Source organism: Planomonospora parontospora (genome assembly GCA_014647935.1).
GTDB classification, from domain to species: domain Bacteria; phylum Actinomycetota; class Actinomycetes; order Streptosporangiales; family Streptosporangiaceae; genus Planomonospora; species Planomonospora parontospora.
Genome location: BMQD01000012.1, coordinates 22,578 through 36,909, shown reverse-complemented (window position 1 = coordinate 36,909; position 14,332 = coordinate 22,578). Strand labels below are relative to the sequence as shown.

9 protein-coding genes and 3 pseudogenes are annotated in these 14,332 nt (G+C 70.8%); 8 read left to right on the top strand and 4 right to left on the bottom strand.

Going from position 1 to position 14,332, the window contains the following annotated elements:
- The first annotated feature begins 32 nt into the window (after positions 1–32).
- From ligA to IEZ07_RS36455, 4 genes and pseudogenes are all read left to right on the top strand, one after another.
- Positions 33–2,135, top strand: coding sequence for an NAD-dependent DNA ligase LigA (gene ligA / locus IEZ07_RS19405; RefSeq protein ID WP_191896030.1), 2,103 nt, complete (start codon positions 33–35; stop codon positions 2,133–2,135).
- An 890-nt stretch (positions 2,136–3,025) separates the two neighbouring features.
- Positions 3,026–3,400: a hypothetical protein gene (locus IEZ07_RS19400; protein WP_191896029.1), complete on the top strand. Its 375-nt coding sequence runs from the start codon at positions 3,026–3,028 to the stop codon at positions 3,398–3,400.
- Between the two features lie 201 nt (positions 3,401–3,601).
- Positions 3,602–4,587, top strand: a pseudogene (locus IEZ07_RS35785) (PepSY-associated TM helix domain-containing protein).
- Complete coding sequence (locus IEZ07_RS36455; protein WP_465264378.1) at positions 4,584–4,997, top strand: PepSY domain-containing protein; 414 nt, start codon at positions 4,584–4,586, stop codon at positions 4,995–4,997. Before IEZ07_RS35785 ends, IEZ07_RS36455 begins: the two are co-directional and overlap by 4 nt.
- Before the next feature lie 56 nt (positions 4,998–5,053).
- On the opposite strand, the gene IEZ07_RS19390 is transcribed toward IEZ07_RS36455, so the two are convergent.
- Positions 5,054–5,521: an RICIN domain-containing protein gene (locus tag IEZ07_RS19390; RefSeq protein ID WP_191896028.1), complete on the bottom strand. Its 468-nt coding sequence runs from the start codon at positions 5,519–5,521 to the stop codon at positions 5,054–5,056.
- Between the two features lie 658 nt (positions 5,522–6,179).
- Here IEZ07_RS19390 and IEZ07_RS19385 point away from each other — a divergent pair.
- The gene (locus tag IEZ07_RS19385; RefSeq protein ID WP_191896027.1) at positions 6,180–8,300 is read left to right on the top strand and encodes a sensor histidine kinase; all 2,121 of its coding nucleotides are present in this window, start codon (positions 6,180–6,182) and stop codon (positions 8,298–8,300) included.
- Positions 8,301–8,728: 428 nt separating this feature from the next.
- On the opposite strand, the gene IEZ07_RS19380 is transcribed toward IEZ07_RS19385, so the two are convergent.
- Complete coding sequence (locus IEZ07_RS19380) at positions 8,729–9,619, bottom strand: glycoside hydrolase family 19 protein (RefSeq protein WP_191896026.1); 891 nt, start codon at positions 9,617–9,619, stop codon at positions 8,729–8,731.
- Between the two features lie 183 nt (positions 9,620–9,802).
- A pseudogene (locus tag IEZ07_RS19375) lies at positions 9,803–10,456 on the bottom strand (transposase family protein); the annotation flags it as partial.
- 34 nt (positions 10,457–10,490) lie between these two features.
- Here IEZ07_RS19375 and IEZ07_RS19370 point away from each other — a divergent pair.
- From IEZ07_RS19370 to IEZ07_RS19360, 3 genes and pseudogenes are all read left to right on the top strand, one after another.
- Positions 10,491–10,702, top strand: a pseudogene (locus tag IEZ07_RS19370) (transposase family protein); the annotation flags it as partial.
- Between the two features lie 119 nt (positions 10,703–10,821).
- A complete protein-coding gene (locus IEZ07_RS19365) occupies positions 10,822–12,258 on the top strand; it encodes a GGDEF domain-containing protein (protein WP_191896025.1) in 1,437 nt (478 codons plus the stop codon).
- A gap of 85 nt (positions 12,259–12,343) precedes the next feature.
- Entirely contained in the window at positions 12,344–13,444 is a 1,101-nt protein-coding gene (locus IEZ07_RS19360) for a Tn3 family transposase (RefSeq protein WP_191896024.1), read from the top strand.
- A 91-nt stretch (positions 13,445–13,535) separates the two neighbouring features.
- On the opposite strand, the gene IEZ07_RS19355 is transcribed toward IEZ07_RS19360, so the two are convergent.
- Positions 13,536–14,120 (bottom strand): TetR/AcrR family transcriptional regulator, encoded by a 585-nt coding sequence (locus IEZ07_RS19355; protein ID WP_191896023.1) that lies wholly within the window; start codon positions 14,118–14,120, stop codon positions 13,536–13,538.
- Positions 14,121–14,332 lie beyond the last annotated feature (212 nt).

The following is a 14,332-nucleotide window of genomic DNA, read 5'->3' as shown; positions in this document are numbered from 1 at the left end:
GAAATGTCACCCTTAATCGCCAAGATGAACCCATGAACGACGCCCCTGCCGCTCCTGCCCTCACCGCTCTCGCCGACCAGGCCGCCTACGCCGCGGCCGTGCAGCTGGCCGTCGACGCCGCGGCCGCCTACTACGGGCCCGGCACCTCCCCACTGGACGATGACGCCTACGACCGGCTGGTCCGCGGCATCGAAGCCTACGAGGCAGACCACCCCGAGCAGGTGCTGCCCGACTCCCCCACCGGAAAGGTGGCCGGCGGCGCGGTGAGCGGCGACGTTCCGCACACGGCGCCCATGCTCAGCCTGGACAACGTCTTCGACCCCGACGGCCTGAAGCGGTGGACGGCCGGGCTGGAGCGCCGCCTGGGCCGACCCGTCACGGTGTGGAGCGTGGAGCCCAAGCTCGATGGCCTGGCCATCTCCGCCCGCTACCGGCGCGGCCGCCTGACCCGGCTCGTCACCCGTGGCGACGGCAGCGCCGGCGAGGACGTCAGCCACGCCATCGGCACGATCGTCGGCCTGCCCGAGCGGCTCGCCGAGCCGGTCACCGTGGAGATCCGCGGCGAGGTCATGATGACGGCCGAGCAGTTCGAGGCCGCCTGCGCCAAACGCACCGCCCACGACGGCACCACGTTCGCCAACCCGCGCAGCGCCGCCGCCGGGACCCTGCGCGCCCAGGACCGGCCGTATGTGTGCGAGCTGACGTTCTTCGGCTACGGCGCGCTGCCGCTGCCGCCCGGTGACGCCTCCGACCTGGCGGAGCGGCTGCGCACCCTGCCGCACAGCCAGATCATGGAGCAGGTCGCCGCCTGGGGCGTGGCCACCACTGCGGCCACGCCGGTCGCCGGCATCGTCGCCACCACGGTGCAGGAGGTCCAGGCCCGTATCGAGCAGATCGCCGAGGCACGCACCACACTGCCGTTCGGCATCGACGGCATCGTCGTCAAGGCCGACCTGGCCGACGACCAGAACCAGGCCGGGTTCGGCTCCCGGGCGCCGCGCTGGGCGATCGCCTACAAACTCCCTGCCGTCGAGAAGATCACCAAGCTGATCGCCGTGGAGTGGAACGTCGGCCGCACCGGCATCATCGCCCCGCGCGCCGAGCTGAAGCCCGTCGAGATCGACGGCAGCGTCGTCACCTACGCCACCTTGCACAACGCCGCCGACATCACCCGGCGGGGCCTGATGCTGGGCGACTCCGTGACCGTGTACAAGGCGGGGGACATCATCCCGCGCGTACAGGCACCGCTCGTGCACCTGCGCACCGGCACCGAGCAGCCGATCGCTTTCCCGCAGGTCTGCCCGAACTGCGGGGATGCGATCGACAGCAGCCAGGAGCGGTGGCGGTGCGTGCGCGGCCGGGCCTGCCGCGCGCTGGCCTCCATCACCTACGCCGCCGGCCGCGACCAGCTCGACATCGAGACCCTAGCCGCCTCCCGCATCCAGCAGTTGCTGGATGCGGGGTTCATCACCGACTTCGCCGACCTGTTCACCGTCACCCGCGAGCAGCTCCTCACCCTCGAGCGCATGGGCGCCACCAGCGCCGACAAGCTGCTGGCCGCGATCGAGACGGCCAAGACCCGCCCGCTGAACCGGGTGTTCTGCGCCCTGGGCGTGCGCGGGACCGGCCGGTCCATGAGCCGCCGGATCGCCCGCCACTTCGGCAGCATGGAGGCCATCCTGGATGCCGACGCCGACGCCGTCCAGGCCGTCGACGGCATGGGCGTCGAGAAGGCCAAACTCATGCTCGAGGAACTGGCCGAGCTGCGGCCGCTGATCGGCAAGCTGATCGCGGCGGGCGTCAGCATGACCGAGCCCGGCGCCGTCGCGGCGCCCGCGGACCCGGCAGCCGGCGGGGAGGGCACCGGAGAGGCTCCGGCGGCCGGGTTGCCGCTGGCCGGCATGGCGGTGGTGGCCACCGGTGCGATGACCGGCCCGCTGGAGGCGCTGTCGCGCAACCAGGTCAACGAGCTGATCGAGCGCGCCGGCGGCAAGGCCTCCTCCAGCGTGTCGGCGAAGACATCGCTGCTGGTCGCCGGGGAGAAGGCCGGATCCAAGCGGGCCAAGGCCGAAGGCCTGGGTGTACGGATCGTCACCTGCGAGGAGTTCGCCGACCTGGTCGCTGGCTTCCTGTGACCCTCCTGGTCACCACGCTGGTCGCATTGGCCGTCGTCGCGGTATGGCGTCGGGTCCCCGCCGCCCGCCGGGCAGAGACAGGCCGAGACGGCCAGCCCGCTTCCCGAGCCGGGGCGCAGCCCTTCGGGGTCACCCGTGACCGCGATGGTCAGCGTCTCCTCGGGCACGACCAGCACATACCGATGTGATCTGCCGGCCGAACCTGTGTCATCCGTCGGGCTCCTGAGGAGTGAGGCAGGCGGGACGGTCGTAGGCCGTGTCGATGCGGTGCGGTGCGCGATCTTTCTCGTGCACTCCCGCACGCAGGACGGTCGCCGACCGTCTTTCGCACCCTGCTGCCGCGTGGGGATCAGATCTCAATCCTGAGCACCGAGGTTCAAAACCCCCATTGGGGGTCGTCCGGTGCGGGCGATCCGAGATGCGCCGGCAGTACACGGCCGAGCAGAGACCCCCGACCCCGTCCGATGCGCAGCGGGAGCTCGTCGAGCCCGTCCTGAGCATCGGACACGCCGGCCGAACGCGGCAAGGTCGTGGACACCGGGCTTCCCTGCGGCAGACCGCGCCCTTACGTCGCGCCTACCGCTCCAGCCCGCTCGCCTGCACTCGCATCCAGCGGTTCAGCCTTCGGTCCTGGACGTCCCAGGCGGGAACCCCGGATCCGTCTCCGGCTCGGCGCACCGACCGGCGCCGGCCCTTACGGCGCCGTGATCCGCGCCGGGCCGGGTCCGGACCCCTGCGGCCCGTCCCCCCTTAAGTCCTCGCGTGCCCGCTCGATGAACTCCCGGAGGGTCATCGGTCGTTTCCCCGGCACCGGCGACATGGTCAGCGCGTCGACGGGGCCGAGCTTCCAACGGCTCGGCCGGAAGGCGATTCCGGCCGTGCTCACAGCCATGATCGGTCATCTTCTCTGGTTCGCCCTCATCGTCATCGACGGCTCGCGCAACCCCGTGGTGGCCCACTACGCCCCCGACATCGTGCACACTCCCGCCGACCTGAACACCGGCGTGGCCGCTGTCGTACTGCCGGCGCTACTGCTGTTCCCCCTGGGATGCGCGTTGCTGAGGCGCCTCCTGGTGAGGCAGGGCGCGAGGTGGCCCGGCCTGCTGATCGGGACGGGGGCCATCGTCTACACGACCGGAGGACTGACGCTCTTCGTCACCGGTCCGCACTCCCCCATCGTGCAGATCCTCGAAGTCGGCGGGGCCGTGCCTTACCCGCTGGGGTTCTTCATGATCAGCCTCAGACGCACCTCCATCGCCGCCTGACCACGTTCAAGGACTCGTACGCCGACGGCGGGGCCCGCAGGAGCCCAGGCCACGAAACAGCCCGGCCCGTATCCCGGCCCCGGCCCATCAGCCCGCGGTCCGGCATGCCTCCGGCCCCGTCCCCTGCGTCCTGCTGACCATACGGCCGCGGCGGGAGCACCCCTGACGCGGTCCGCCCGCCCCTGAGTGGAGAAACACCCGATGACCTCTACCGCCGACCGCAGCAGCGCTGCCGGGCAAGCCCCCGGGACACTCCCCGGACGCCCGGCGGTCTGGGCCGCTTTGCGCCCCCTGGTGCTGCGGCTGCACTTCTACGCGGGCATCCTCGTCGCCCCCTTCCTGCTCGTCGCCGCCGGCACCGGCCTGCTGTACGCCGCTTCCTTCCAGATCGAGCAGGTCGTCTACCGGCACGAGCTCACCGCACCCGCCGGCCCTGCCACCCTCCCCCTGAGCCGGCAGATCGAGGCCGCCCGGGCGGCGCAGCCCCAGGGCACGATCACGGCGGTACGCCCCGCCGCCGAGCCCGGCCACACCACCCAGGTGCTGATGGACCGGCCCGGGCTGCCCGAGAACACGCGGCTGGCCGTCTTCGTCGATCCCCACACCGGCCGGGTACACGGCCAGCTGGAGAGCTACGGCGACGTGGGAGCGCTGCCCGTACGGGCCTGGATCTCCAACCTCCACCGCGACCTGCACCTCGGCGAGCCCGGAGGGATCTACAGCGAGCTGGCCGCCGGCTGGCTGTGGGTGGTCGCGCTCGGCGCTCTGGCGCTGTGGGTCACCCGGCGCCGCCGTGAGAAGCGCCGGCTCCTGCTCCCCGGCCGTGCCGCCCGCGGAGGGCGCCGCACGTGTCCTGGCACGGCTCGGTCGGCCTGTGGGCGGTGCCGGGCCTGCTGTTCCTGTCCGTCACCGGCCTGAGTGTGACGCTCGGCTGGACGACCGCTCCGTCGATCAGCCCCCAGGGCGGCGGCCACGCCGCGCACGCGGGCGCGGGAGGGCACCGTGCCGCCACGGCCGACGTCGGCGTGGACCGCATCGCCCAGGCCGCCGCGGACAAGGGCCTGTCCGGTCCGCTGGAGATCGTCTGGCCCGGCGACCCGGGCGCCCCTACCTCGTCAGGGAGATCGACAAGACCGCGCCCACCCGGCTGGACCAGGTCGCCGTCGACGCCGCCACCGGCCAGGTGACCGGCGAGCTGCGTTTCGCCGAATACCCTCTCGCCGCGAAACTCCTCCGGTGGGGCGTCGACGGGCACATGGGGCTGCTGTCCGGCCCGGCCAACCAGATCCTGCTGGCCGCGCTGGCCATCGCCCTGATCGCTCTCATCGTGCTCGGCTACCGCATGTGGTGGCTACGGCGGCCCACCCGTGGCTACGGCCAGCCGTACCCTCGGGGCGGCTGGCGGCAGGTGCACTGGACCGTGCTGACGCCGCTGGGCGTGCTCACCGCCGCCGCCGGGATCTTCGTGCCCCTGATGGGGGTCTCGCTGGTGCTCTTCCTGGTGATCGACGCCCTGCTCGGACTCCGTTCCCGAAGGACGGCCCGGCGCCAGGACCGGACTCTGCAGCCCGATGCACAGGCAGGGAGGACGTGGTGACGCCCTGCCGCAGGCTCGCGGCCGGGCAGGGCGCCGGGGTGAGTCGGGGTGAGAGGTCAGGCGCCGTGGGGGAAGACCTTCCACACCTGGGCGAGGTTCGCGCCGCCCCACATGCGGGTCAGGCCGAGGAGCTGGTCGTTGGCCTGCAGATGGGAGGCGATGGACAGGGCGTAGGAGGGGTGGACGACCGAGGCGATGACGTAGCCGTCGGTGCTGACGTCGACGGGCTCGAAGCGCCAGTTCTGGTGCAGGCTGTCGTTGCCCTCCTTGAGGGTCACCACGTCGGCGGGGTTGGCGCCGGCGGACAGAGCCCGGCCGTGGGCTGCGGAGCGGATGACGACGGTGCCGTCGGCGTTGCGGTGCAGCGTCCAGCGGTGGCTGGTGGCGTCGGCGAAGGGGTCCTGGGCCCAGGTCTGGACGTGGTTGCCGACGTTGTCGTGGAAGTCGTTGCACATGAAGTAGGTGCCGGTGACGTGGTGGACCATCATCACCGATCCGGTGGGCGGGGCGCCGGCGAGCGGCATGGCGCGGCTCCTTTCGCGGGGAAGGGGGAAGGGATGCCGCGGGCGGCGTCCGTGCCTGCCCGGGGCGGCCGAGGACGGTGAACGGAAAGCCGGGCCCGTGTCGTTCACGGCCGGGGAAGATGTCCGCCTTCCCCCCTGTCACTAAAAGTAAATGCTCGAACACTTTTGGTCAACAGTTGGTCAAGGCAATGGTCGACCTCCCTCTCGGGCGCTATGGCCGCCCTTCGCCTGCAGGCGCGGAACGGCGGTGAGCGCGCGCAAGCAGACATCACCTTGAGTGACACATTCACTGAATATGGCTACTTAGAGTGGTCGATCCTGGTAGTCGTAGGTCATGGCTCTTCACCGCGGGCGTCTCGCCCTCTGCCGCCGAACGGTACGAGGTGACCGGCAGCCCGCTGTCGGCCCCCGCAGGCCTCGGCCGCCCGGGATCGGACGACCTGCACGAGCACCTGCACCAGGCGGTCGCGGCCGCGGCCGCAGATCTGCCGGCCGGGCTCGGCCCCGGCCTTGCGGCCGCCGTCTCACGTGAAGACCCGTGGATGCCTGTGCCTTTCCGGTCACGGCGGCGGCCGGTGGCGCGCCGTGATGCGGTGTCGGCGCCCCGTGTCCGCGACCCGCTACCCGGCGCAGCGCCGTCCCGATGCCGGGTAGCGGCATGACACCGCGCCGCACGGCGGTGTTCACCGTGCTGTACGCCGCCGCGGTGTTCATCGGCCGGATGGACCTGATCGGCGGGACGGAGCTGGGGCTGATATGGCCGGCCGCCGGGGTGGGGGCGGTGTGGCTGCTGGCCCAGCGGCACGTGCGGTACCGGTGGCTGGACGTATCGGTGCTGGCGGCGATCACGTTTGCGGGCAACCTGGTGACCGGGGCGGGCCTGCCGCTGAGCGCCGCCCTCGCGGCGGCCAACGTCGCGCAGCTGCTGGTCTTCTTGGCCGTGTTCACCCGTTCCTGCCCGCAGGTATGGAACGCCCCGGGCTGGGGGGCTTTCGAGCGGGTCCAGCACTTGTGGGGGCTGCTGGCGGCCGCGCTCGCCGGTGCCGGGGTCGGCGCGCTCATCGGCCCGGCCGCGCTGGAGGCCTCCGACGGCCCAGTCTCGGCGGTGTCGGCCGCGGTGTGGCTGACCCGCAACCTCGTCAGCATCCTGGTGATCACAGCGCTCGGTCTGCGCCTGGGGCGCTTGTCCGAGCGCCTGCCCGGTGTCTTGACCCGGCCGGCCGCGGCCCGGCAGGCGGTCCGCGAGAGGCTGGCCCGCACCCCCGACCGGCGCATTGCGGAGTTCTGCGCCCTGGTGACGGCCTCGGCCGCGGCCTACATCGCGACGTTCTGGATCCTGCGCGACCTGCCGCTGACGTTCCTGCTGATGAGCATGACGGTGTGGACCGCCGTACGGTTCGGCGCCACCTTCACGGCCCTGCACGCCCTGGTCACCGGCACCGCCGCCGTCGCCTTCACCGCCTACGGCGGCGGCCCGTTCGCCGCGATCGGCTCCCCCACCACCCGGGTGCTGATGGCGCAGGTCTTCGTCGGCATGGTCGCCGTGATCGGCCTGGCCCTGGCGCTCGGCCGCGACGAACGCGAGACGCTCTTCAGGCAGCGGGCCGCCGCCGAACAGGAGCTCGGCGCGCAAGCCGGGATGCTGGCGGCGATCGTCGAGGCGATGCACGACGGGCTGGTGGTCGTCGACGCCGACGGGCGTGTCGTCATGAGCAACCCGGCCGCCCGGCGCCTGCTGGGAGCCGGGGCCACCCCCTCGACGTCCGTGCCGGTCTCCTTCGAGGCGTACCGGCTGCTGCATCCCGACGGCACGCCCCTCAGCGAGCGGCGGCAGCCGCACATGCTGGCCCTGTCCGGCCACGAGGTCCGCGACATGGACGTCCTGGCCTGCCCGCTGGACGGACGCCAGGAGCACCTGCTCAGCGTCAGCGCCACCCGGCTGCCCGCCCACGACCGGGCGGTGGTCGTGGTCTTCCACGACGTCACCGCCGAGCGGCGCCAGCGCGACGAGCTGACGGCCTTCGCCGGCATCGTCGCCCACGACCTGCGCAACCCCCTGTCCACCGTCAGTGCCTGGGCGCAGCTGCTGACCGATGCCCTCGACGCCGAGCCCGCCGGTGAGGCGACCGGTGAGCTGGCCGACGGCATCGCCCGCATCCGGCGCGCCGCCTCCCAGATGCAGGAACTGATCGACGACCTGCTGGCGCACGCCACCGCGCGGGACGCCCCCCTGGCCCTCGAGCCGGTCGCGCTCGAGTCCGCCGTGCGGCAGGTCGCCGCGGCCCGCGGCGGCCTGCCGCACGGGCCGGGCCCGGTCTTCGACATCGGCCCGCTGGATGCGGTCCGGGCCGATGCGGCGCTGCTGCGCCAGCTGCTGGACAACCTGATCGGCAACGCGATCAAATACACCGCTCCGGATCAGCGGCCGCGCATCACCGTCACCTCCGCTCTCGAGCGGCCCGGCTGGGTCCGCGTCGAGATCACCGACCGCGGCATCGGCATTCCCCCGGGCCGGCATCAGATGATCTTCGAGAACTTCCGCCGCGTCCACACGGGCGGTCCGTACACCGGCAGCGGGCTCGGCCTGGCCATCTGCAAGCGCATCGTCGAACGGCACGGCGGCACGATCCGGGCCGAGGACAACCCCGGCGGGGGCTCCCGGTTCATCTTCACGCTGCCCGCCACCGGCGCCCCGGCTCCCGACCGGACCGGTGAGAGCGCCCGGGCCACCACGCAGGACAGCAGACCCCGCACTTCCCGCCGCTCCGGCGATACGTGACGAAGCGGCGGCGGCACCCCGGGGTGACGCCGTCATCACCCCGGGCGGCGCCGCCGGGCAAAGTGGACCGCGAGCACCGTCCTGCGGCCGTTGGGCCGGCGGCTCCGCCTCCTGCGGCGGCCCCTGGCCGAGGTTGTTGGTGTGCAGCCCAGCGGCAGACCGCCCGGCCGCTTCGCGACCGTACTGCCGCAAGCGGGACCGTAGCCGTGGTGTGCGAGGACGTCGGAGTTCACATGGGGGCAATTGCCGAATTCTGCAGACCATGGGTGGTTCACAAGGCTGAAATTCCGGGGAATCAACCGTACGGAGGCATGCGAAAGCGATTCCCCGAGACGAGGAAACGAAACCCGGGGAAGGACGCGGAAACGGTCCGCGCCCTTCCCCTCACACCGTTTCGCCGCCAGACGGAACGGTGTGCCGCCGCACGGTCAGCACCGCAGGCCGGAACCCGGGTCGACGTCCAGGATCCCGGTGAACTCCAGGTAGAGCCTCACCCGGTTCTCCACCTGCCGGGAGTTGCCGCCGTCGCACTCCAGACGGCCGTTGATGCTGCGGATCGTCTCGCCGAAACCGTGCCCGCCGACCATCGCCGCGTGCGGCGTCATCGTGCCGGGACCGTTCTGGGTCATCCAGTACCAGATGGCGGTCATCCACGCCACCGAGGCCTCCTTCTGCACCAGATCCGGGTTGTTGAGCAGGTCGATCTCCAGCGCGTCGCCGGCCGCCTTGTAGTTGAAGTTCCAGCTCAGCTGGATCGGCCCGCGGCCGTAGTAGGACGACAGGCCCGCGGGACAGCCGTACGGCTTGGCGGGGTCACAGTAGTGGGAGTAGTTCGCGGTGTTGACCTCCACGATATGGCGCAGGCCGCCGGTCTCGTGGCTGATGTTGGCCAGGAAGGCCGCGGCCTCCTGCTTCTTGACGGTGTCGGAGCCCGTGGCCGCGAACTCCGGGTAGGCGCTCAGGGCCGTGACCAGGCCGCTGTAGGTGTAGAAGGGCTTGCGGTCCTTGAACATCTCTTCGAACTGGGCCTCGGTGACGACGAAGTTCCCCTCGTTCGCCTCGCAGGCCCCCTTGTCCGTCCAGTTGCCGGACGACCCGCCCGGGACGTTGTTCTGGTTCCACCACTTCGCCCGCCAGTTGCGGCCGCCGTAGGAGGCGACCAGCCCGCCGGCGTACGCCTTGGCGGGGTTCCACTCACTGGCGCAGATCGGGGTGACGGCCGGGGAGGCCGCCACGGCGGCGGACGCCGGCAGGCCCGCCACCAGCCCGCCCGCCACCGCCATGGCGGACAGGGACACCACAATGCGATTTCTTGCCATCTGCTCACTCCTTCGCGCGGTGGAAACCGCACACGAAAACGGAAAAGGGACCGATCCTGGACGGACAGCGGCATCGCGACAGGGAAAACCCACTGCAGACCGCTGCAGGACCGATGCCAATCAACAGGAAACGATTTATAACGTCAACGGGAAAGCAGGAATGTTCCGCATAGTGAGCGTTTTTCATCCTGGGTAGCGGTCCTCTTCGATGAGCTGCAGGACGAGGACGGCCTGGACGATCGCGGTGGCGCGGCGTGGGCAGCGACGCAGCCGGACCAGCGCCTTCCACGCCTTCAGGGTCGCGGCGGCGCGTTCGCCGATCGCCCGGATACGGGCGTGGGAGCGGTTGACGGACTTCTGATAACGCGACAGGCGCGGCCGGTGCCGGTGGCGCTTGAACGGGGTCCGGATCGTGCCACCCGCGCCCGGGTACCCCCGGTCGGCGAAGACCTGGACACCGGCGCCGGTCAGAGCGTCGATCAGGCCGGTCCGCCGAGCGGCGGTCAGATCGTGCACCGCCCCGGGCAGCGTGGGAGAGGTCCCCACCAGGCGGCTGACCGGATCGGCGAGGAACGGGACGTTGACCCCGTACCGGTGGTGTTTGCCGGAGTAGTACGGCCTGTCGTCAGCCAGCCGGTCGATCGGGAGAAGCGTGCCGTCACCGGCGGCGTAGGCCAGGTGCGAGGCCTTGCGTGCGGCGGTGTGCACGTCGTCGGCCAGGGCGGCGACCAGGTCGACCGCCTCACGCACGTAGCGCCAGGCGGTGGTGGTGCCGATGGCGAACCCGCTGCTCAGGCGGGCGTAGGTATCGCCGTTGCGCAAGTGCGCCAGAACGAGGGCCGGCAAGGGCTACCAGGGTGCCGAAGGTCCGGTCGTCACGCCGTACAAGGGCCGCGGCAAGCCCGTCTCGCAGAAGCAGGCCAACCGCTCCCACGCCCGGCTACGCGGTCCCGGCGAGCGCGCCAACGCCCAACTCAAGAGCCGGCGCATCCTCCGGCGGCTCCGCTGCAGCCCCAGCAAGGGGCCTGGCACCTGTGCAAGGCCATCACCGTCCTACAGAACTACGAGGTCGCCCGACGATGAAAAGGGTTCACGGAACAGGATGTCCATGACCGTGTACCCGGAGTTTCTCATGTCCGTTCACAGACGGTCGATGAACCTTGAACAAGTCTGGCCTCGTTGTCGGCGGAACCGGAGAAATCATGGTGTGGTACCTCGCCACCGGCGCGGCTCTGCTGGCGGCGTACGTGTTCACGACCCTGGCCGGCGCTCCGGCGGTCGTGGGCATCGTACTCGGCCAGGTCGCCCTGATGGTTAGTCTCACCGCCGTCGCCATCGGCGCCCGGCGCTACCGGCCCGCGACACGATGGCCGTGGCTGCTGATCCTCGGGATGCTGCTGGCGATCGTCGGCGGGTTCTTCCCGTCCGGTGTACTGGCCGGCACCGCGTCGCCGCCCAGTGTCGCGGACGTGTTCTATCTGCTGTCCTACGCGGTCGGTGTGTGGACGCAGGCGACCATCGTGCGTAGTCGTACGCCGGCCTGGAGCCTACCCGGGCTGCTGGACGCCGGCATCATCACGGTGTCCGCCGCGTTGCTGTCCTGGATCTATGTGATCGACCCCATTCTCAGTGACACCGATGCAGGACTGCCGACGCGACTGATCGCGGCTGCGTATCCCCTGGGTGATCTCCTGCTGGCCGCTTTCTGCGCGCGGCATCTCCTGGACGGCGGGCCCAAGGGGGTAGCGGCCTACAGTCTCGCCGGGTACGTGATGCTGACCGTCATTCCGGACACACTCAACACGTTAGACGCGCTCGCCGGGGAAACCCGGTGGACGTTCCTGGTCTCCGTGCTGTGGATGGCCGGCGGCCTTCTGCTCGGCCTGTGTGGCACGCACCCCTCGATGCGGGACGTTGACGCGCCGAGCGCCGTAGCCGCCCCCGACCTCGGACCGGCGCGGCTGACCATGCTCGCTCTCACCTCGCTGCTGGCCCCGGCGGCGCTGCTGGTCCAGTACCTACGCGGCGCCCCGCTGTACGTTCCGCTGATCTGCGCGTCCTGTGGTTTGCTGTTCTTCCTGGTCATCGGCCGGCTGGCGGGCCTGGTCGCGATTCAGCGCCGGATGGCGGTGACCGACGCGCTGACCGGCCTGTGGTCCCGGCGCTACCTGGACGGAGCATTGTCCGGCCTGGCAGAGCGACGCAACCGGCGGGCCGCCGTGCTCCTGCTGGACATCGACCATTTCAAACGGGTCAACGACACCTATGGCCATGACGGGGGCGACCGGGTTCTGCGCGAGGTAGCGCAGCGGCTGTCCCAGGCGGTCCGGCGGGGCGACGTGTCGGCCCGGTACGGCGGCGAGGAGTTCGTCGTCCTGCTGCCCGACACGGCGCCCGACGACGCGCGGGTGATCGCAGACCGGATTCTCACGGCGGTTCGCAGCGAGCCGATCACGGTCGGCGGGGATGTCACCATCACCGTCACCGTGTCGATCGGCGTGGCTTGCCTGCCCGCGGACGTGAGCGTGCCGGGCGAGCTCACCCTCCTCGCCGACCAGATGCTCTACCGGGCCAAGGAATCGGGCCGCAACCGGGTCGTGACCACGTCCGATACCGCGGTGGTCACGGCGGCCGCCTGAACCGGGCCGCCTGGTCGACGCCGAGGTGGTGAACGGCCCGTGGAAGCGGCTGGTGTTCGGCCATCCGGTGCGCGAGGACGGTTCGGTGAGTCGGCACGTCCACGCCTTGTGCGTGCTGGAGCGGTTCTGGCGGGCCTTGAAGCGCCGCGAGATCTACGCCGACGCCTCCACCCGGTGGCGCAACCCGCAGGCCGATCTGTCGCTGGCTCAGGCGTGGGGCGGCGGCTTGGTCGCCGCGGTCGACGGGATGCGGTTCGTCGTCCCGGTCCCGGCCGCCTTCGCCCGCCCCAGCCGCAAGCACTTCGGGTCCAAGCGCGGCATGACCTGGCTGAACGCGATGAACGACCGTGGCATGGGCCGCGGCGCGAAGATCGCGCCGGGGACGATCCGGGACTCCCTGCACATGGTCGACGTCGTCTTCGGTCTGGACGGCGGCAACCTGCCCGAGATCCTCGTGTCCGACACCGGCTCCTACAGCGACCTGGTCTTCGGTCTGCCGGAGCTGCTCGGGATCTCCTACCGGCCTGCGCTGGCGGACCTGCCCGATCAGAAGCGCTGGCGGATCAGCGGCTCCGCCGACTACGGGCCCTTGAGCACCTTCGCCCGGAGAAAAATCGACCTGGGCAAGATCCACCGCAACTGGGAGGACATCCTGCGCGTGGTCGCCTCGATCTACACCGGCACGGTGCGCGCCTACGACGTCGTCACCATGCTGCAGCGCGACGGTCACCCCACCGCGCTCGGCGAGGCGATCGCCTCCTACTGCCGGATCTTCAAGACCTTGCACATCCTGGCGTTCATCGACGTCGACGAGACCTACCGGCGCGACATCAAGGACATCCGCAACCTCCAGGAGAACCGCCACTCCCTGGCCCGCAAGATCTGCCATGGCAAGAAGGGCGAGCTCTACCACCGCTACGAGCGCGGCCTGGAGAACCGGCTCGGTGCGCTCGGTCTCGTCCTGAACTGCGTCACGCTCTGGAACACGGTCTACCTGGACGCCGCCGTGCGCCGGCTCAAGGCGCAGGGCTATCCGGTGCGGGAGGAGGATATGGCCCGGCTGTCGCCGTTCGTCCACTCCTACCTCGGCGTCCACGGCACCTACACCTTCGCCCTGCCCGGCCTGGCCCCCGGCGCCATCCGCGACCTGCGCAATCCCGATGCCGAGCAGGACGACGAGATCTGACCGGTCCCGCCCGCGGGTTGGCGGGGTCTGCGCGAAGCCCGCCGCCCGGAGCAAGCGGTCGATGGGCATGGTCGCGTGGTGATGCCGCCCGTCAGCCGGTGATGGGCGGGCGCCAGCCGTGGGTCAGAATGCCGAAGATCGTCTCCACGGCGGTCTGGAGGTCGTGGCGGCCGCGGGCGAGGGCGGGGATTTCCAGCACGTAGCGAGCGAGAGCGGCGCAGGCGAGGTCATCGTGGTCGGCGCCGAAAGCGTCGGCGATGGCCGCGGCGAGGGCTTTGGTGTGCCGCGTCCACATGCGCTCGGCGTAGGCGCGCAGTTCGGGTGTGGAGTCCACCAGGTGGGTGAACTCGGCTCGCTGGGGGTGGGTTTCGATCGGGATCCAGGTGTCCAGGACATGCCGGCGGAGGGCGTCGAGGACACTCTGGCCGGGCGTGCGCTGCGCGACCGCGGCGATGAGCTGTGCCTCACGGTCCTGATCCTCGTCGAAGACGAGTGCTTCCTTGCCGGTGAAGTGCTTGAACACCGTGGTGGTCGACACGTCCGCGGCATCGGCGATGTCACGGATGCTCACCTGGTCGTAGCCCCGCTCGAGGAAGAGCCGCAGGGCCGCATCGGCGATCGCTTGCCGCGTGGCCGCCTTCTTGCGCTCGCGGCGGCTGATGGAAGACACAGTCATGGATGAAGCATACCCAGTGACGGCACCATGCAAATTATGCACTTATTAGCTTAGTTGACTCGTTGCACTTTTGTGCTTAGTCTCGTCAACGTCACAAGGCCCCAGGTCGGCGGCGCATCCTTCCAGGCCGGCGCAGCACCCGCCCATCACAGGCTTTGTCGTCCCTCTGCCTGCGTGCTTGCGAGGGCTGGACGTGAGCGTCCGGCTCGCTT

Excerpts from the sequence above, each read along its gene's own strand:
- ligA (WP_191896030.1), top strand. The coding sequence starts at position 33 with ATGAACGACGCCCCTGCCGCTCCTGCCCTCACCGCTCTCGCCGACCAG.
- IEZ07_RS19400 (WP_191896029.1), top strand. The coding sequence starts at position 3,026 with ATGATCGGTCATCTTCTCTGGTTCGCCCTCATCGTCATCGACGGCTCG.
- IEZ07_RS19390 (WP_191896028.1), bottom strand. The coding sequence starts at position 5,521 with ATGCCGCTCGCCGGCGCCCCGCCCACCGGATCGGTGATGATGGTCCAC.
- IEZ07_RS19385 (WP_191896027.1), top strand. The coding sequence starts at position 6,180 with ATGACACCGCGCCGCACGGCGGTGTTCACCGTGCTGTACGCCGCCGCG.
- IEZ07_RS19380 (WP_191896026.1), bottom strand. The coding sequence starts at position 9,619 with ATGGCAAGAAATCGCATTGTGGTGTCCCTGTCCGCCATGGCGGTGGCG.
- IEZ07_RS19365 (WP_191896025.1), top strand. The coding sequence starts at position 10,822 with ATGGTGTGGTACCTCGCCACCGGCGCGGCTCTGCTGGCGGCGTACGTG.
- IEZ07_RS19355 (WP_191896023.1), bottom strand. The coding sequence starts at position 14,120 with ATGACTGTGTCTTCCATCAGCCGCCGCGAGCGCAAGAAGGCGGCCACG.